Raw genomic sequence first — 15,825 nt, 5'->3', positions numbered from 1 at the left:
CTAGTGGTTCATCACAGTGGTTTTGACTCTTTGGCGGCAACTGGATAGGCGCGACCGAGTTTGGCGCGGGCTTTGTCGGTTGTGAACATCCATTTGATGCGGTCTCGCGCCTTGTTTCGCTGCCGTTGCCATGCTGCGATTTCTTTTCGAAGCCTTTTGGGATCGTCGATGCGACGGCCGAGACACTGGCGCTGCAGCACGCTGATCTCGCACTCGACCATATTGAGCCAGCTGGCGTGTTTCGGGGTGTAGTGGAACTCGAGGCGGCGCAGGATGCGACGGGCCTCGGCAGGCGCAAATGCCTGATATAGCGCGCCGGCCGTATGAATCGACAGATTGTCCTGCACCACACGGATGCAGGCGGCATTGGGATAGTGGACGTCGACGAGTTCGCGCATGCAGTGCGCGTAGTCGACCGCGGCGCGGTGGTCTGTAACCTTGACATTGCGCCAGCCGCGATGCGGATCGAAGGTGACGAAGAGATTGACGGTACCGTTGCGGCGATATTCGTAATCGTAGCGCTCGCGCTGTCCCGGTTGGGCAGGGATCGGCTGGCGTACCTCGCCGATCAGCTGGACTGGGGTCTCGTCGAAGCAAACCAGGGGCCGCTCGGGATCCGGCGCCTCGGCGTAGAGATCGAGCACATCCTCCATCCGGGCGACGTATTCGCCGTCGACATGAGGAATGCACCACATATCCCGGCGCCACGGCTTGAGGTCGTTGTCGGCCAGCCGGCGGCGCACGGTCTCGCCCGACAGGCTGGCGTGATCGGTGAGCTTGACCATCGCGTCGGCCAGCAATGTCAGCGTCCAGCGTTTGCGGCCGGCGGGCGGCTTGGCGCATGCCGTCGCCACCAGCAGGGCCTCTTCCTTGCCTGTCAGCTTGCGTTCCGCGCCCGGACGCGGCTCCTCACTCAAGGCCCGCTCCAGATTGCCTTCTACGAAACGGCGTTTGGTCCGGCCGACGGTGGAAAGGCTGACCCGGACGGTTCGGGCAATCTCCGCGTCGCAGCTGCCTGAATCGGCCGCCAGCACAATCTGAGCCCGTTTGAGTTTGCGGGCGGAATGCGTGCCGCCGCCGAGCATTGCCGTCAGTTCGTCCCGCTCGGCTTGGCTCAATTCGACCCGATAACGTACATTCATGCTTCGCCTCCTTGTCGGAGGCCGGGACGAATCCAGCTATGAGTCAAAAATCAGGCGCGCACTTCACCGAGAAGCAGGGACACTATCTCGCTTTCATCCATACCTACTCGTACATGTTCGGACAGCCGCCCGCCGAGGCCGACATCCAGCGGCATTTCCGCGTCAGCCCGCCGTCAGTCCACCAGATGATCCTCACCCTCGAACGCAACGGGTTCATTCGTCGCCAGCCCGGCGTCGCTCGAAGCATCGAGATCCTCTTGCCACCCGAAAAGTTGCCTATCCTCGGATGGCTCGGTATCAAAACGTCAAAATCACTGTGATGAACCACTAGTCGTTGGGACTGATAGCTTGCAGGCCGGCGAACCACAGACAGATAGACCGTCCGAACCGCGAAAAAGGTATTAATGTGACAGAGTAGTGAAGCTCAACATCGACCTATCGCGAGATGCGAATAGGCCGCGATCTGTCAACTACCAACGCTGACAATTGATCCACATGACAGAAGCATGTCACTGATCTCCCAGTGGACGTGGTTTTTCCAGCTGTCGACATGCGCCCGCGGCCGCAGTTCGAACTGGCCGATAGCCGTGAAAGATGCGCCGGCGCGACAGAAACTCGGTGGGCGCTCGGGCCTACCGGGAGTTACAGCCATCTGAGACAACTGAAGGAACAACTTGCCCAAAAAGCGCTACGTTCGCGCAGGCGCGTTAACGCTTGGTTGGGCGTTTTGTCCTGGTGCGGCGGCGAGGATCTCGAGGCTTGGGCGACGACGAGACCTATCCTTCGAATGGCTGCGCAGGCGGCAGGCAGGATTGGTGATGGTGCGCGGGCGAGCCTACGGCACGGTCGGGCCCGGCTACGCACACGGCCGCGACAGGCGTCGCGCCGAACTTGGGCCACTGATCGATGCGCTTCTGCGACGCGGCGATGGCCGCGATCGACCAGAGCGTCGGCGGCTTGCCCGCACATATTGGGGCGGCGCGACAGAACGTAAGTTATGTCTGCGAAGCCGCAGATCTGTCCGCGGCTGGAGGTCATCATGCTTAGCGCAGCAAATTTCGTGGATGCCGCTCTGCTGTCAGGCTTTGACTTTTTCACGGGTGTTCCCTGCTCTTTACTAACGCCCTTGGTCAATGAGACGTGCAGCCGGTGCGACCTGTCATATGTCGTTGCGACAAGCGAGGGAGAGGCAGTCGCCATAGCCGCAGGTGCGTACCTCGCGGGAAAAAAGACGGTCGTCATGTCCCAGAATTCGGGCTTGGGGAATATGGTTAATCCACTAACCTCTCTGAATTTTCCGTTTCGGATCCCGACGCTCTTGATTGTCACTTGGCGGGGTCGGCCAGGTGAGCCTGATGAGCCCCAGCACGAACTGATGGGACGAATTACGGCATCCATGCTCGCTCTTCTTGAGATTCCGATGAGCGTTCTGCCCAGTGACGAGAATGTGGCCGAAACTTTTAGGGCGATCATTTCGCCGGCGATTGCATCCGGGTTATCTTACGCGCTGATTACGAAAAAGGGCGATTTCGCAGAAACCTGCGCGTCGGAGAGACAATTTGCTCCGAAGCCTGCCGGAGCTATTGAACGTTGGTGCGAGAGCAGCGAACGGCCAACACGGGTATCAGTCCTCGAGCACTTATTGGGATCGGTGGCTGACGATACAGCTATCATCGCCACCACAGGGAAAACCGGGCGGGAACTTTACACACTGCAGGATCGAGACCAGCACCTCTACATGGTCGGCGCAATGGGATCCGCCAGCGCGGTCGGATTAGGGGTTGCCATGAATTCTCAAAAACCTGTCATCGTCGTTGACGGTGACGGGGCGGCTCTGATGCGCATGGGTACCTTCGCTACAATCGGTGCGCGCGGTCCCGAGATTTTCCTTCATATTCTCCTTGACAATGGCGTTCATGATTCCACTGGAGGACAGCGAACTGTTTCCAGCCAAGTAGATTGGGCTTCGATTGCAGCGGCCAATGGCTACCGCCACACCATCTCAATCGCGAGGATTGAAGACTTTGCGCGAGCACTTGACGCTCTTCAGTCGAGGCCTGGTCCGAACTGCCTTCATGTGCGCACTCTCCCCGGCTCCATCGAAAATCTCGGACGGCAGAAAGTGGCGCCTCACGAGGTAGCGGAACGCTTCTCAAGCTTCCTACGCGGACGGCAGGAACTTGGCCGCGGCAGATTACCGGACGATGTAACCTCGATGAGGGCGCGGCGGCCATTTTCCCCTAGAACGGCATAGAGGATGGCCGCAGCAACCGCCGCAGTCCATTTTCCGATTACCAGACGAACTTCGCGCCGTCCGGCAGCTCGCAGACGAATTCGCCCTGGTTCACGAGCTCAGTCGCCCCGGCGGTCAGCTTGGAGGCCCGCACTGTGAGCTTGCCTTCGCGGCTAAGGTTGTGGCGAATGTATTCCGTCACCGCATGCCCGGAGCTGTCCACGGTCTGGTGCGCATCTGAGAAGCTGATACCGTTTTGAGCAGTCACCCTGAAGGCATCGATAGCCACTCCGCCCTGCACGGCAGGGCCGGGCTTGCTGCCATCAATGGTGGCACAGCGGTTGAGATCCAGTAGGACCCTCACATTCTTGCCAGCTTGCAGAGCGCCGAGCACCTCGGCGAATTTCGGCGAGGGCTCATCCGCCCTGACGATCGTGCTCACGGCCGAAACCAAGTAGAGCACGATCGACAGACGTCTGCCACTGAAGCGCATTTGCTTTTCTCCTGTACATGAACCAACGGACGCGCAAGCGCCACCGTGCCTGATGCCCTGTTCGCAAGCAGCTTTTTCCCGATTGCAGACATCACGCACGTCACATTCGTGAACAACACGTGTCGCAACTGCGCGCAAGTGGCTGCGAAGCCCAATCTAACGTCACAAATGCGTATGTAAGATTTTGGATTTTCGCACGCCGCGCGCATCACTCAACGCGGTGACCCTGTCGTCAATCACGATGCGACCGTTTGACATGCCGATCACGATATCCACGCGCCAATTCGAGCGAAAGTAAGTAGCACCAAGGTCGCGCAACAGGCGTCACTGTCGCGCTCGCGCGAGAACTAGGACGCGTGGTGCGCGTCGGTTGCACCACTTGACATGCGTGGGGTATTTCGAGAAATGATCGCGTAAGCAATCTATGGACGCTGCTGTCGATGATTAAATCTGAGCTCGTGGGGCGTATCGCCGGGAGAAATCCGCATCTCTATCAGCGAGATGTCGAAAACATCGTGAGCGCAATTCTCGCTGAGGTCACAGCTGCGCTCGAGCGTGGCGATCGGGTTGAGCTTCGTGGTTTTGGAGTCTTTTCCATCAAGCAGAGGCAGCCTCGTCTTGGTAGAAATCCGCGAACGGGCCAGTTCGTACAAGTCGACAAAAAGCACTTTCCGCTTTTCAGAGCGAGCAAGGAAATGCGGAAGCGCCTGAACCGTGATGCGAGGCAGGAGACCAGAGCTTCCGTGGAGATAAGCCAAACCACAGACACTGCTTACAATCAAGGCCAACGCAGCTGAACCATGTTCCTCCTGAGTCAGCACACCGGTCACCGCTCTCCCCTAACCTGCCACGGACGCAGGACACGTTGAGCGTCGATGCCGCTCGCGAGGTCGAGCGATTTTTGAATCGGCGCGATGGCCACAGGGACGCCCCGCGCGTCTCATTACCTGGCCTTGCTCGTGAGATTGGCGTCGGTTCGATTCACCTCAAAGATGAACGCCAGCGTCTCGGTTTTGGCTTTAAAGCCCAGGCGGTTCCTATGCTGTGATTCGTCTGGTGCTTGAGGAGCCGATTGTCAATTTGATTGGTCGATCGACTTGAGGCTGAAAGTTGTAGGTTGCTCTAGCCTACCGTCTCGTCCTCCATGACGATGAAGGCTAGAGCGGGATGGTGCGCGTTGCTGCCGATATTCCAACCGCGATCGCCCCACTGGATTACCTTGCGCACGCGGGCTGGCGTTGGATTGCAACGGCAACTTCAGGCGTGGGCCAATCTCTGCAAAACCAGCCTTGAAGTATAATGCCAAGCCGGGGTTGCGGCTCCACATCGGCTGCCTCGGCGCCGCTAGTTCGAGTTGGCTCCAGCCCTTTTCCGTCCCCAGGCCCACAGCAGCCCCAATGAGACGCATCGCGACCCCAGATGATCGCTGGTCCGGCACCACGTAGAGTTCGGTGATGGTGGCAAAGGTTCCGCGCGCGAAAAGGGCTGCGGTTTCCGACAACATGATGACGCCGACAGGCCGCTCCTCTGTGAAGGCCAGAAACCCATAGACGCGCTCTTTCATGGCGAGTAGTTCGGCCACCAGCTGTGTGTCTGGTCCGGATTGTACTTGGCCCGCCCCAAGTTCGGCGAGTAGGGCCGCGACCATGTGGGTCACCGTTGGGGCATCATCGACAGATACTTCACGCGTGGTCACCATAAGTGGTCCTCCTCCAAACTCAAGCGACATAACACTTGGTCCGGCGGCAGCATCGGGGCGGAGCCTGCCGCAGCATCCGACCCAAAGCGAATATGCTGGAATGTTGAAGGTCGGATGACGTCTTGGTTCACACGGTTGCGAGGTGATAAAATCCTCGTGTTGCTGTGTTGCTCCAATTAGGCTGAAAACACCGCCGGAAACTCAAAAAATAACGTGTCGACAACATCGTCATAATACGGAGCACTCATTCTTCGACGGATCCTCGTGGTGCGACACATCAGAGGGCGCTCTACTCATGCGAGAACGTCGCAGGAGCGGGACTGGCCGCTCTCGATCGGCCAGCGGAAATCCTCTCAGACAATCTTCGGATGCGCGAGTCCAAGACAAGCTATTTTTGGCCGCGCCGGGATAATCAGTCTTTTGTAATTTTCGAGAGGACGAATTGAATTTTGCGCACGACGTAAAACGGCGCAAGAGCTCCACTTGACGATGAAATCGTGCAAGTTGTCGTGCCGCAAAGCCATTTAGCCAATCCTTCTCGAGTGTGCTGTCTCGTCCTCGAACTGTCTTGCACGATCAAATCGTTTGCCTCGATGCCTCAAGCAACTGGCTGCTTGGCGGCCCGATCGGGACCGATGACCTCATCAGCATCCATCCCGTAAAGTTCGCGCGCGGCAGCGTCGGTTAGTGCCGCGGGAGTGCCATCAAACACGACCCGTCCGTTCGCCATGCCGACCAGCCGATCGCAATATCCACGCGCTAAGTCGAGCGAATGCAGATTGCACAACACAGTGAGGCCAAATTGTCGGTTGACCAGCGCCAAAGCGTCCATGACGATTCCCGTATTGCGCGGGTCCAGGGAAGCCACTGGCTCATCAGCGAGGATGATTTCGGGGTCCTGCATCAAGGCGCGGCAGATTGCCACGCGCTGCTGCTGGCCGCCGGACAGCTGGTCGGCCCTCTGCGATGCCAGGCCGGATATATCGAATTGATCGAGTGCAGCGAACGCCAATGCGCGATCCTCGCTGGACCAGGTCTTGGTGACGGCGCGCCAAAAGGGCGTCTGCGTCAGTCGGCCCATCAGCACGTTATTGAGCACATCCAGCCGGCCGACGAGGTTGAACTGCTGGAAAACCATGGAGCAACGCCGACGCCAGTCGCGCAACTGGCTCCCCGACACCCCTGTCATATCTGCATCGCGCCAGATGACACGGCCAGAAGTCGGCTCAGCCAGGCGATTGATGGTACGAAGCAAAGTGGACTTACCCGCGCCGGAACGGCCGATAACACCGACAAACTGCCCGGCGGGAATAGACAAGCTCACATCCTGAACAGCACATGTCTTGCCAAATGTCGTGGTAAGGCCTTCTAATTTCAGCATAGCCCGCTCTCGGTAACTTCGCCTCGCACTAGCAGACACGTGGGTGTGTCTAGGCGCCGCCCGGGCTTGTGAAATTCCTCCGGGCAGACCAAAACTCTCGCTTCAGCGGCAGAAGCCCCTCGCGTCACTGGCCGGTGAGCGAAGACAATACTCGTCTCCCCGAGGAAGCCGGTTTGCGCGGACGATAGTAAAACGTCCTCGCCGGCCACTCGGACAGACCGGTCGCCCCTAGATCAATGGCGACCGCCGTTTGCGGCGCTCTGGCCGCGCTCATGCGACGCGCCGGCCTTCACGCCAGACACTGCGCACGATCGGAACATTGCTCGCGGAATGAACCCGGATAAGGTCGGCACGTTTTCCTGCCGCGATCTCTCCGCGGTCGGAGAGCCCGATCGCTTCCGCCGGTGTCTTTGTCACTGTGCGGATCGCGGCAGGCAGATCAATGGAGGGGACATGATGCGGCAGCCGCAGGGCTCCCATTAGCAGGCTGGACGGGATGTAGTCCGACGACAGGATGTCCAGCAGGCCCTCGCGCGCGAGATCGACGGCGGCGATATTGCCGGAGTGCGAACCGCCGCGCACCACGTTCGGGGCGCCCATTAAAACATTGATGTTGGCCGCGTGCAGACCACGCGCAGCTTCCAGCGTCGTCGGGAATTCGGCCAGGACAACGCCCTCGCGGACCGCATCGGCAACATCTTGCTCGGTCGTGTCGTCGTGGCTTGCGAGCGGAATCCGGTGGTCTCGTGCCAGCGCGACGATCTCGCGCATATTAGTCGCGGCGTGGGCCTTCTGGTTGGTCAAGCGCTTCTCGAACAGCAGGTCGAGCTCGGCGTCTGTCTTACCGCCATCCTTGCGGCGGTAGTAATCGCGCAGCTTGCCTTCGTCCCGGAACTGGCGCTGTCCCGGCGTGTGGTCCATCAGCGACATCAATCGCACATCGGGGAGGCCAGCGAGCACCGTCGCCTCGTCGACGAGGCTCGGCATCGGAAGCTCGCACCGGAGGTGGAGGAAGTGATCGGCGCGCAGAAGGTTGCTATCACGCGCGGATGAGATGGCCGCCGCCAGGATGGATGCGCGCCCCTCAACTTCATCCACATCGTCCTCGCGCCAGGCGCGCAACGCGTCGAGCACCGTTGTGATGCCAGAAATCGCAAGCTGTCCATCGTAGGAGATCACGGCAGCCATCGGATCCCAGAGCACCTTCGGACGCGGCGCGAAGTGCGCCTCGAGGTGATCGGTGTGCAGCTCTATAAGCCCAGGCGTGACCAGGTCGCCGCCGACGTCCTCCGCGCCTGCGGGCGCCCTACCGTCGCCGATCTCTGCGATGTGGCCGCCAGCCATGGCGATCCAGCCTCGCTCAATAACCTGGTCTACCAGCACGATCCGGGCATTGGCAATCAAGGCCTCGCTCGGCCGCTTGCACATCCTATTTGCCCTTCAGGCCGCGGCAGTGAAGCCGGTCACATCGATGATACGGTCGGCAATCTGTCGACGGACCTCGTCGTCGTGAACGATCGCAACGATGGCTGTTCCTTTGCGCTTCGTCTCCGCGATCAGGCCCACCACGACGGCTCGGTTGGCGGCATCGAGCGAGGCAGTCGGTTCGTCGAGCAGCAGGATCGGAAGATCCGAGATGAAGCCGCGTGCGATGTTGACCCGCTGCTGCTCGCCGCCGGAGAAGGTCGCAGGCGGAAGCTGCCAGAAGCGCTCGGCAATATTGAGCCGATGCAATGCCCTGCCTGCGCGATCATTGGCTTCAGCGCGCGTCACGCCATTCGCGATCAGCGGCTCTGCGACGACATCAATGGTCGCAACACGCGGTACGGCGCGCAGGAACTGGCTGACATAGCCGATCGTGGAGCGCCTGACATTGAGGATCTGACGCGGCTCAGCGGTAGCGATGTCGATCAATGTGCCCTGATGCCGGATGTCGACGCGACCACCGCCGCAGCGGTAATTGGCAAAGATCATCTTCAGGATCGAGGATTTTCCGGCGCCGGAAGGGCCGGAGAGCACGACGCACTCGCCGGCATCGACCTGGAAATTCACGCCGCGCACGACCGGCAGCTCGATACCGCTCTGCAAATGCATCGTGAACGTCTTTTGCGCGTTCGTGACGTCGATCATAACGCTCATTGGAAAGCTCATGGCGAGAGAATGGAGGAGACAAGCAGTTGGGTGTAGTGTTCCGCAGGATCGTCCAGCACTTGATCGGTCAAGCCGGTCTCGATCACTTGCCCGCCTTTCATGACCAACAGACGGTCCGACAACAGCCGCGCGACCGCTAGATCATGGGTCACGATGACGACTGCCAGATGCAGCTCTCTCACGAGATTACGCAGAACATCAAGGAGACGCGCCTGCACCGAGACGTCAAGGCCACCGGTTGGCTCGTCCATGAACACGAGCCTCGGCTGGGTGACCAGATTGCGCGCGATCTGAAGGCGCTGGCGCATGCCACCGGAATAGGTCCGCGGCGTATCGTCGATGCGCGCGACGTCAATTTCGACGCGCTCAAGCCAACTCGACGCGGCGGCGCGGATGCGGCCATAGTGGTTCCACCCCACTGCCATCAGCCGCTCGCCGACATTGGCGCCGGCCGAGACCGCCATGCGCAGGCCCTGCGCCGGGTCCTGACGCACATAGCCCCAATCCGTGCGAAATAGAAACCGGCGTTCGGCTTCGCCAAGTGTCGAGAGATCGCGCGTGACGCCGTCGCGCATCCGGTAAGACACGCGTCCCTGGCCTGACGATTGCTGGCCCGACAGAATCTGGAGCAGCGTCGACTTGCCGGAGCCGGACTCGCCGACAATAGCCAATATCTCGCCGGGATAGAGTTTAAAGGAAACATCCTGGCATGCGATGATCTTGCCGAAGGATTTGCTCAGATCGTCGGCGATCAGCAGCGGCTCATCATTCTCGCGTAGGTTTTGATTAGCCACGTGCCGCCCTCTCCTTGTACGGGGCCGAGATCAGGCTGCCGGTATGGCCAGCCGCTTGGCGGCCTTCGCAATAATCACTGTCGGAGCACACGAACATGCGGCCGCCCTTATCGTCGGTGACGATTTCATCGAGATAGGAGTCTTCCGAACCGCAGAGCTCACAAGGTGCGTTGAAGCGATAAGGCACGAAGGGATGATCCTCGAAGTCGAGCGACACGACTTTCGTGTAAGGTGGGATCGCATAGATGCGCTTTTCCGTCCCGGCGCCGAACAATTGTATCGCCGCGCAATTGTCCATCTTGGGATTATCGAATTTTGGCGTCGGTGACGGGTCCATCACGTAGCGATCGTTCACCTTCACGGGATAGTCGTAGGCGGTGGCGATGTGGCCGAACTTGGCAATGTCTTCGTAGAGCTTGACGTGCATCAGCCCGTATTCAGCGAGCGCGTGCATACGCCGCGTCTCGGTCTCGCGCGGCTCAAGGAAGCGAAGCGGTTCCGGGATCGGCACCTGGTAGACCAGCACCTGGTGCTCCCCAAGCGCCCTCTCCGGGATACGATGACGCGTCTGGATGATGGTTGCATCCTCCGTTGCAGTCGTGGCGGCAACACCGGCGGTCTTGACGAAGAATTTTCGGATTGAGACCGCATTGGTGGTGTCGTCGGAGCCCTGATCGATGACCTTCAGCACGTCGGCAGGTCCAATGATCGCGGCCGTCACTTGCACGCCGCCGGTGCCCCAGCCGTATGGCATCGGCATCTCGCGGCTGGCGAACGGCACCTGGTAGCCGGGGATCGCAATCGCCTTCAGCAGTGCGCGGCGGACCATCCGTTTGGTTTGTTCGTCGAGATAGGCGAAGTTATAGGCGGGCGAGCTCATTCCGCGGCCTCCTCGACCAACAAGGCTTCGTTCGCATCGGCGAACTCCTGTCGCAGCTTGCGCACCAGACCGAGCTCGGACTGGAAGTCGACATAATGCGGTAATTTCAAATGTTCGACGAAACCGGCCGCCTGGACGTTGTCCGAATGTGACATGATGAACTCCTCGTCCTGGGCAGGCGCGACAACGTCCTCGCCGAGTTCGCGGGCACGCAAACTGCGGTCGACCAGCGCCATCGACATGGTCTTGCGCTCACTGTGGCCGAAAGAAAGCCCATAGCCGCGGGTGAAGCGCGGAGCTTCCTTGGCCGAGCCGTTGAACTTGTTGACCATTTGGCATTCGGTGAGCTCGATCGAACCCAGTGGCACAGTGAGGCCGGCATCCTCCGCAAAGAATTCGACCTCGACCTCACCGAAGCGGATCTCTCCGGCAAAGGGATGACTCCGGAAATAGCCGCGCACGTTGGAATAGGCCATCGCCAGCAGAAAGCCCTCGTCACCCCGTGCGAGATTCTGCAGGCGCACGTCGTGCGCAGCCGGGAAACGCAGCGGGTCGCGCGTGAGATCGCCCGTGATCTCCGCTCCTTGCGGCGAAGGCTCGATCAGCCCGTCACTGCCGAGGATGTCAGTGATGCACGGCGTTGACAGATCGGCCGCCTCAGTAATGGCCGGCTCCTCAGGAATAAAGCCTTGTTCGAGCGCGGGATCGAGCAATCGATGGGTATAGTCAAACGTCGGACCAAGGATTTGGCCACCCGGAACATCCTTAAAGGTCGCCGAAATGCGCCGCTGGACACGCATGTCGCCGGTATTGATTGGCTCCGCCGAACCGAAGCGCGGCAGCGTCGTACGGAAGGCGCGCACCAGAAAGATCGCCTCGATCAAATCACCGCGCGCCTGCTTGATCGCGAGCGCCGCAAGCTCGCGGTCGAAGAGCGATCCCTCGCTCATGACGCGATCAACAGCGAGGCTAAGCTGCTCCGAAATCTGATCGAGCCTCAACTCAGCAACGTTCTTGTCGCCACGCCGCTCATGTGCCAGCAGGCGGTGGGCGTTCTCAATGGCGCGCTCGCCGCCTTTCGCTGCAACATACATTCGTCTAGCTTCCTTTTGTGATAAGCCGCGTGGTGCGCGGGATCGCAACCACGGCATCATCGGCCACTAGGATCGTGTCGATGCCACGGGGAAAGAGCACCTCGTTGATGCGCAACTGCTCGAACAGATCGGCCGGCTTGATCGTCGCCTGGAGGGTCGCTGTGCCTTTGATGCCTGGACCACGGAGCTCGTAGGCGCACCCGGCATTGAGGCTCTCGGCCTGCACGATCACCGTCGTCGATCGATCCGGATAGTCGACGCTGCCGAAGGCAAAATTCTCCAGTGCCGGCAGACGCCCGCCATCCGCAATCAGCGCAAAAGCAGCCATGCCGCAATCATGGACCACGGGCGCGCCAGTGTGGAACTTTAGCCACCTCGGGACATCGGGACTTTCAGCTATCTGCGCATCGAGCCAGAGCGGCGTGTCGTGATCGAACAGCGTAAGCGCAATGGCCGCCATGGCGGGCGTCATCGGAGCGGGTGCGTCGGCCAGCGCCGCGATCCGCTGCACCGAGGCTGGACGCGCCATCGCATTCATCACAGAGCGAAATGTCGATTGCGCCGACAGAACTTTGTCGCCAGGACCTGACGGCATTTCCGCGATTGTGCTCATGACGTCGCCTCTCCGCGTACCATGGTGTAAAAATCAACCTTTGTGGCCGCCGCCTGGCCGGCCCGCCGCTGACGGCGCCCAAGGAGCCTCAAGCGGAGCGGTGCGGCGACCTTTTCCTCAAGCGTGGCAGCAAACTCCTGCGACTGCAGCAGCGCATCGCACAGCGCGATCAGCTTTGCCTTCTCCAGGTTGCGACCGAGCGCATAGCCGAAGCCGATTTCGCCACTCGCAAGCCGCACGGCGGCGCGCGATACTGTCGCCTCGCCCAGATTGAACGGTGCCCCATCGCCGCCGATACGACCGCGCAACATGACAAGCCCGTTTTCCGGCTCGCGCAGATTTTCGTAGGCCGGCAAGGAAATCGCGCGCAAGTGCTCAGCGATCTCACTGAGAACTGAGTGCGCCAGCACTGTCATCAGTGCCTTGCGCTTGATGTTTTGAATATCGCTTTGAGTCACCGTCACCACCGCCTTCGCTGCGATCTGGGACCGTCATAGCTTCCACGGACGTTTCGGCAAAACGAGTAATCTTGACGTCATTCGTGAGAAAAACTATCAGATCCACATGTCACGCGACCTGCCGCCTCTATCGTACCTGCGAGCTTTCGAGGCGACAGCCCGGCTCGGGTCCATGACCCGGGCAGCGGAGGAACTCGGTCGGACGCACGGAGCTATCAGCAAACAGCTGCAACTCCTGCAGGAGCATCTTGGCTTCCGCCTATTCGAAAAAGTCGGGACGGGCATTAGGCCCAATCGATACGGTGAGGCGCTTCTGACCACTGTTACGGACGTCCTCGACCGCCTGGAGCGCGGCTATAAGAACGTGCGAAACCTCGCCGGCGAACCCAACGTTCATGTAGCCTGTAGTGCAACGTTCGCCATGAGGTGGCTCGTCCCGCGCCTTTCGGAGTTTTACAGGCAACATCCCAATTGGCGGATACAGCTCACGATGCATGCTCACAGCAGGAGCGTGCAACATGATGGCGTGGACGTCAGGCTGAGTTGGGATCGGCTTTCATTCCCAGGCGAGACAGTGGGGGCTCTTCCTCTGGCCGACGTCGTATTTGGCCTTGTCTCTGCACCCAGCTATCCGCTCAAAGCTCATGTTGCGCGGCGCAAAATCTCGACGCGCATTTCGCACGACGCGACGCCCGACATGTGGGATCGCTGGCAATCTGCTGTCGGTCTCAAAGTCGCTTCGGAGTCGGAGTTGAGCTTCCCACATACTCACCTCTGCATCAGCGCGGCAGCGGCTGGGTTGGGTGTAGCGCTTGTGGAACACCGGCTGGTTTCTGAAGAGCTTGCGAGTGGCAAACTCATCGCCCATCCGCGCACGCTTCGCATCGCGAACGGGTTTCTCGCTATTCCAAATCCTGGGCGAGAGGCATCCCCTGCGACAGCGGTGTTTCTTTCGTGGCTCCGCGAGATCCTAGCCCAGAAATCCTCCACCGTGGTCGAAAGTCGCTGAAAGGGCCAAGCGCTCGTTGTTAATTGCGAGGCTTGTTGATAGCCATCACAACGCGTAGCGCAGCCTGCATTAGTAGGACGAACTGGACGTTTGGGATGAGAGGGTCGATTGAGATACCGAATCCGTTGACCTTCGAAGGTCGATCGGCTTAGGCTAAGATAGATGCACCCGTAGCTCAGCTGATAGAGCGCCACACGGTCGAATCGTGTCGGGCGCGCCACTTACAATTCTACGCCAGAGCACGCTGGCGCATCCAGAGGCGCGCCGGCGTTCCTGCGATGCGCCAGCTCTATTCGGTGCTCTCGTCGGGGGCAGATGAGACGTGCCGGCGAAGGTCCATTCTGTCGTGGAGGATGCGCACGATTTCGATCGTGCTGTTCGGCACGACCCGGTACATCAGGAAATGGCTCCCCCGACGGCTACGCCGCGCAACGTGGAGCGTGCGAAGGCCTGGCATGATCTCGTCGCGAGCCTTGGAGCCAGCTACATTGGGACCATCAGCAAGTTCGCCAATCGCCTGAATAAGGGTGTCCCGATAGACTCGAGATTGTCGCGCGCCAAAATTCTCAGTGGTCCATTTGAGGATGTTGGCAAAGTCGACCTCCGCGGCAGCGCCGAGACGAACGCGCCATCTCTGGTCGGCCATGAGGGCTCTATTCGGCGGTTCGGGAGATGACCTTCTCCGAGAGGTCATTCAAAAAGGTTTGCAACTCCTCGATATTCCCAAATTCTTTGAAGTCTCCTCGATCCAACGCGCCGACACCGGCGCGAGCCGCTGCCCGCAGGGCTTTCAGCTTGCCCGCGTCCTCCGCCTCGCGTTGCTCCACGAGCCGCAATCCATCGCGCAGCACTTCACTGGCGTTCTGATAACGCCCGGACTTGACGAGGGTCTCAAGGAGCTCTTCCTGGCGCTCCGTCAGCACGACATTTCGGGTGGGCATCGGCATCCTCTCAGGTGATCGAAAAGCGGGCCCGTATGGCATATTATGCCATACGGGCTTGATCAGCTCAACCCGAATATTGGCGCATACCCTTCAACCGCCGCGCGTCGAAACAATAGTGCCCATCTTCATCGGCCGTGGCGCGCCATGGTTCTCGATGGCAGATGAGGCCAGTTCTTCCCTCCAATTGTCGCAGTCAGGCTTTACACAACGCCAATCGCTGATGCCAAACAAGAGCGTCCAAAGTGCTCCTTTTGAGGCAGATGAGCGCGGCATCTGATGAAGTTGGGGCGCGATCGTCGCCCAAAAACAAGTTCAACGCTTGCGATTGGTCGAATACCAGATATCCCAGGCTCGATGCGCCACAGTGGGTAGCCCCGGGTCCTGTCCTTTCGTCCAATTCGTTGCACTTTCGTCGCCCGGGTGAACAGGTCGGTCGGGACCGACCTTCGACGCTAGCACAAATGAGGACAGACAGTTTAGCGCGAATCAGCCAACCATGGAGCCTGGAGCGCTCAAGCTCAGATAGTGGGGCTAAGCTAGGGTCTGTACCTAAATAGCGGTCTCTGATTCCCTCGCACCGAATTGATTCGGTACGGGGGACTTCGATGCGCAAGGGGCTGTTCTGGCTGAACGACAAGCAGTGGGCTCAGATTGAGCCGCATCTGCCAACGAACCAGACTGGCCCGGCGCGCGATGACGATCGACGCATTATCAGCGGTATCATTCACATGCTTCAGTGCGGGGCACGCTGGCGCGATTGTCCACCCGACTATGGTCCTTACACAACGATCTACAATCGCTTTAATCGCTGGGTAGAGTCGAGATGTGGCGCGGTGGCGGTAGGCTGAACATATCTGTTTGCCGCCTCTTTCGTCTGGCGGTGCCTTAGTGGTTCACCCTTGGCTCCGTTTCCACATCCCGCTCATCGAACCGG

18 protein-coding genes and 1 pseudogene are annotated in these 15,825 nt (G+C 59.8%); 6 read left to right on the top strand and 13 right to left on the bottom strand.

Annotated elements, in window-relative coordinates; translation table 11 throughout:
- Nucleotides 1-11: 11 nt before the first annotated feature.
- A complete protein-coding gene (locus AXW67_RS05840; protein WP_063675747.1) occupies nucleotides 12-1,142 on the bottom strand; it encodes an IS630 family transposase in 1,131 nt (376 codons plus the stop codon).
- Between the two features lie 38 nt (nucleotides 1,143-1,180).
- Here AXW67_RS05840 and AXW67_RS05835 point away from each other — a divergent pair, with 38 nt between their 5' ends.
- Nucleotides 1,181-1,462 (top strand): LexA family protein, encoded by a 282-nt coding sequence (locus AXW67_RS05835; protein ID WP_063675745.1) that lies wholly within the window; start codon nucleotides 1,181-1,183, stop codon nucleotides 1,460-1,462.
- A 719-nt stretch (nucleotides 1,463-2,181) separates the two neighbouring features.
- Nucleotides 2,182-3,396, top strand: a complete 1,215-nt coding sequence (aepY, locus tag AXW67_RS05830) for a phosphonopyruvate decarboxylase (protein WP_082907796.1) — start codon at nucleotides 2,182-2,184, stop codon at nucleotides 3,394-3,396.
- 37 nt (nucleotides 3,397-3,433) lie between these two features.
- Here aepY and AXW67_RS05825 read toward each other — a convergent pair whose 3' ends face one another.
- Complete coding sequence (locus tag AXW67_RS05825) at nucleotides 3,434-3,868, bottom strand: VirK family protein (RefSeq protein WP_063677105.1); 435 nt, start codon at nucleotides 3,866-3,868, stop codon at nucleotides 3,434-3,436.
- 440 nt (nucleotides 3,869-4,308) lie between these two features.
- Here AXW67_RS05825 and AXW67_RS05820 point away from each other — a divergent pair, with 440 nt between their 5' ends.
- Both AXW67_RS05820 and AXW67_RS40260 read left to right on the top strand, forming a co-directional pair.
- A complete protein-coding gene (locus AXW67_RS05820) occupies nucleotides 4,309-4,665 on the top strand; it encodes an integration host factor subunit beta (protein ID WP_063677104.1) in 357 nt (118 codons plus the stop codon).
- Nucleotides 4,666-4,733: 68 nt separating this feature from the next.
- Nucleotides 4,734-4,916 carry a hypothetical protein gene (locus AXW67_RS40260; RefSeq protein WP_201723640.1) on the top strand — a complete coding sequence of 61 codons (183 nt, stop codon included), beginning with the start codon at nucleotides 4,734-4,736 and terminating at the stop codon, nucleotides 4,914-4,916.
- Nucleotides 4,917-4,943: 27 nt separating this feature from the next.
- Here AXW67_RS40260 and AXW67_RS05815 read toward each other — a convergent pair whose 3' ends face one another.
- The 9 genes from AXW67_RS05815 to phnG all read right to left on the bottom strand — a co-directional run bounded on the left by AXW67_RS05815 (nucleotide 4,944) and on the right by phnG (nucleotide 12,947).
- Nucleotides 4,944-5,567 carry a GNAT family N-acetyltransferase gene (locus AXW67_RS05815; RefSeq protein ID WP_136623636.1) on the bottom strand — a complete coding sequence of 208 codons (624 nt, stop codon included), beginning with the start codon at nucleotides 5,565-5,567 and terminating at the stop codon, nucleotides 4,944-4,946.
- 598 nt (nucleotides 5,568-6,165) lie between these two features.
- Entirely contained in the window at nucleotides 6,166-6,948 is a 783-nt protein-coding gene (phnC, locus tag AXW67_RS05810; RefSeq protein WP_063677103.1) for a phosphonate ABC transporter ATP-binding protein, read from the bottom strand.
- A gap of 270 nt (nucleotides 6,949-7,218) precedes the next feature.
- Nucleotides 7,219-8,376 carry an alpha-D-ribose 1-methylphosphonate 5-triphosphate diphosphatase gene (locus AXW67_RS05805; RefSeq protein ID WP_063677102.1) on the bottom strand — a complete coding sequence of 386 codons (1,158 nt, stop codon included), beginning with the start codon at nucleotides 8,374-8,376 and terminating at the stop codon, nucleotides 7,219-7,221.
- Between the two features lie 12 nt (nucleotides 8,377-8,388).
- Complete coding sequence (gene phnL, locus AXW67_RS05800) at nucleotides 8,389-9,087, bottom strand: phosphonate C-P lyase system protein PhnL (RefSeq protein ID WP_063677101.1); 699 nt, start codon at nucleotides 9,085-9,087, stop codon at nucleotides 8,389-8,391.
- An 8-nt stretch (nucleotides 9,088-9,095) separates the two neighbouring features.
- On the bottom strand, nucleotides 9,096-9,893 hold the full coding sequence (phnK, locus tag AXW67_RS05795) for a phosphonate C-P lyase system protein PhnK (protein WP_063677100.1): 798 nt from the start codon (nucleotides 9,891-9,893) through the stop codon (nucleotides 9,096-9,098).
- Nucleotides 9,886-10,773 (bottom strand): alpha-D-ribose 1-methylphosphonate 5-phosphate C-P-lyase PhnJ, encoded by an 888-nt coding sequence (locus AXW67_RS05790; RefSeq protein WP_063677099.1) that lies wholly within the window; start codon nucleotides 10,771-10,773, stop codon nucleotides 9,886-9,888. Before AXW67_RS05790 ends, phnK begins: the two co-directional genes overlap by 8 nt.
- Nucleotides 10,770-11,867, bottom strand: a complete 1,098-nt coding sequence (locus AXW67_RS05785) for a carbon-phosphorus lyase complex subunit (RefSeq protein ID WP_063677098.1) — start codon at nucleotides 11,865-11,867, stop codon at nucleotides 10,770-10,772. Before AXW67_RS05785 ends, AXW67_RS05790 begins: the two co-directional genes overlap by 4 nt.
- Nucleotides 11,868-11,871: 4 nt before the next feature.
- Entirely contained in the window at nucleotides 11,872-12,480 is a 609-nt protein-coding gene (gene phnH / locus AXW67_RS05780) for a phosphonate C-P lyase system protein PhnH (RefSeq protein WP_063677097.1), read from the bottom strand.
- Nucleotides 12,477-12,947: a phosphonate C-P lyase system protein PhnG gene (phnG, locus tag AXW67_RS05775; RefSeq protein ID WP_430641425.1), complete on the bottom strand. Its 471-nt coding sequence runs from the start codon at nucleotides 12,945-12,947 to the stop codon at nucleotides 12,477-12,479. The genes phnH and phnG overlap by 4 nt, the downstream gene beginning before the upstream one ends.
- 97 nt (nucleotides 12,948-13,044) lie before the next feature.
- Between phnG and AXW67_RS05770 the strand changes: the two genes are divergently transcribed.
- Nucleotides 13,045-13,947, top strand: a complete 903-nt coding sequence (locus AXW67_RS05770) for a LysR family transcriptional regulator (RefSeq protein WP_063677096.1) — start codon at nucleotides 13,045-13,047, stop codon at nucleotides 13,945-13,947.
- 289 nt (nucleotides 13,948-14,236) lie between these two features.
- Here the strand turns inward: AXW67_RS05770 and AXW67_RS05765 are convergent, their stop codons facing one another.
- Together AXW67_RS05765 and AXW67_RS05760 are read right to left on the bottom strand one after the other, a co-directional pair.
- Nucleotides 14,237-14,593 carry a type II toxin-antitoxin system RelE/ParE family toxin gene (locus AXW67_RS05765; RefSeq protein ID WP_063677095.1) on the bottom strand — a complete coding sequence of 119 codons (357 nt, stop codon included), beginning with the start codon at nucleotides 14,591-14,593 and terminating at the stop codon, nucleotides 14,237-14,239.
- Between the two features lie 7 nt (nucleotides 14,594-14,600).
- On the bottom strand, nucleotides 14,601-14,888 hold the full coding sequence (locus AXW67_RS05760) for a type II toxin-antitoxin system ParD family antitoxin (RefSeq protein ID WP_027554688.1): 288 nt from the start codon (nucleotides 14,886-14,888) through the stop codon (nucleotides 14,601-14,603).
- A 608-nt stretch (nucleotides 14,889-15,496) separates the two neighbouring features.
- Between AXW67_RS05760 and AXW67_RS40255 the strand changes: the two are divergent.
- Nucleotides 15,497-15,703 (top strand): annotated as a pseudogene (locus tag AXW67_RS40255) (transposase); the annotation flags it as partial.
- Between the last annotated feature and the right edge of the window lie 122 nt (nucleotides 15,704-15,825).

This window comes from Bradyrhizobium neotropicale (assembly GCF_001641695.1).
In the GTDB taxonomy this organism is placed as follows: domain Bacteria; phylum Pseudomonadota; class Alphaproteobacteria; order Rhizobiales; family Xanthobacteraceae; genus Bradyrhizobium; species Bradyrhizobium neotropicale.
The sequence above is the reverse complement of the archived record's forward strand: the minus strand, read 5'-3'. Positions and strand labels throughout refer to the sequence as shown.

Excerpts from the sequence above, each read along its gene's own strand:
- AXW67_RS05825 (WP_063677105.1), bottom strand. The coding sequence starts at position 3,868 with ATGCGCTTCAGTGGCAGACGTCTGTCGATCGTGCTCTACTTGGTTTCG.
- AXW67_RS05770 (WP_063677096.1), top strand. The coding sequence starts at position 13,045 with ATGTCACGCGACCTGCCGCCTCTATCGTACCTGCGAGCTTTCGAGGCG.
- AXW67_RS05820 (WP_063677104.1), top strand. The coding sequence starts at position 4,309 with ATGATTAAATCTGAGCTCGTGGGGCGTATCGCCGGGAGAAATCCGCAT.
- AXW67_RS05790 (WP_063677099.1), bottom strand. The coding sequence starts at position 10,773 with ATGAGCTCGCCCGCCTATAACTTCGCCTATCTCGACGAACAAACCAAA.
- aepY (WP_082907796.1), top strand. The coding sequence starts at position 2,182 with ATGCTTAGCGCAGCAAATTTCGTGGATGCCGCTCTGCTGTCAGGCTTT.
- phnH (WP_063677097.1), bottom strand. The coding sequence starts at position 12,480 with ATGAGCACAATCGCGGAAATGCCGTCAGGTCCTGGCGACAAAGTTCTG.
- AXW67_RS05835 (WP_063675745.1), top strand. The coding sequence starts at position 1,181 with ATGAGTCAAAAATCAGGCGCGCACTTCACCGAGAAGCAGGGACACTAT.
- AXW67_RS05840 (WP_063675747.1), bottom strand. The coding sequence starts at position 1,142 with ATGAATGTACGTTATCGGGTCGAATTGAGCCAAGCCGAGCGGGACGAA.
- phnL (WP_063677101.1), bottom strand. The coding sequence starts at position 9,087 with ATGAGCGTTATGATCGACGTCACGAACGCGCAAAAGACGTTCACGATG.
- AXW67_RS05785 (WP_063677098.1), bottom strand. The coding sequence starts at position 11,867 with ATGTATGTTGCAGCGAAAGGCGGCGAGCGCGCCATTGAGAACGCCCAC.
- AXW67_RS05815 (WP_136623636.1), bottom strand. The coding sequence starts at position 5,567 with ATGGTGACCACGCGTGAAGTATCTGTCGATGATGCCCCAACGGTGACC.
- AXW67_RS05765 (WP_063677095.1), bottom strand. The coding sequence starts at position 14,593 with ATGGCCGACCAGAGATGGCGCGTTCGTCTCGGCGCTGCCGCGGAGGTC.
- phnC (WP_063677103.1), bottom strand. The coding sequence starts at position 6,948 with ATGCTGAAATTAGAAGGCCTTACCACGACATTTGGCAAGACATGTGCT.
- AXW67_RS05805 (WP_063677102.1), bottom strand. The coding sequence starts at position 8,376 with ATGTGCAAGCGGCCGAGCGAGGCCTTGATTGCCAATGCCCGGATCGTG.
- AXW67_RS05760 (WP_027554688.1), bottom strand. The coding sequence starts at position 14,888 with ATGCCCACCCGAAATGTCGTGCTGACGGAGCGCCAGGAAGAGCTCCTT.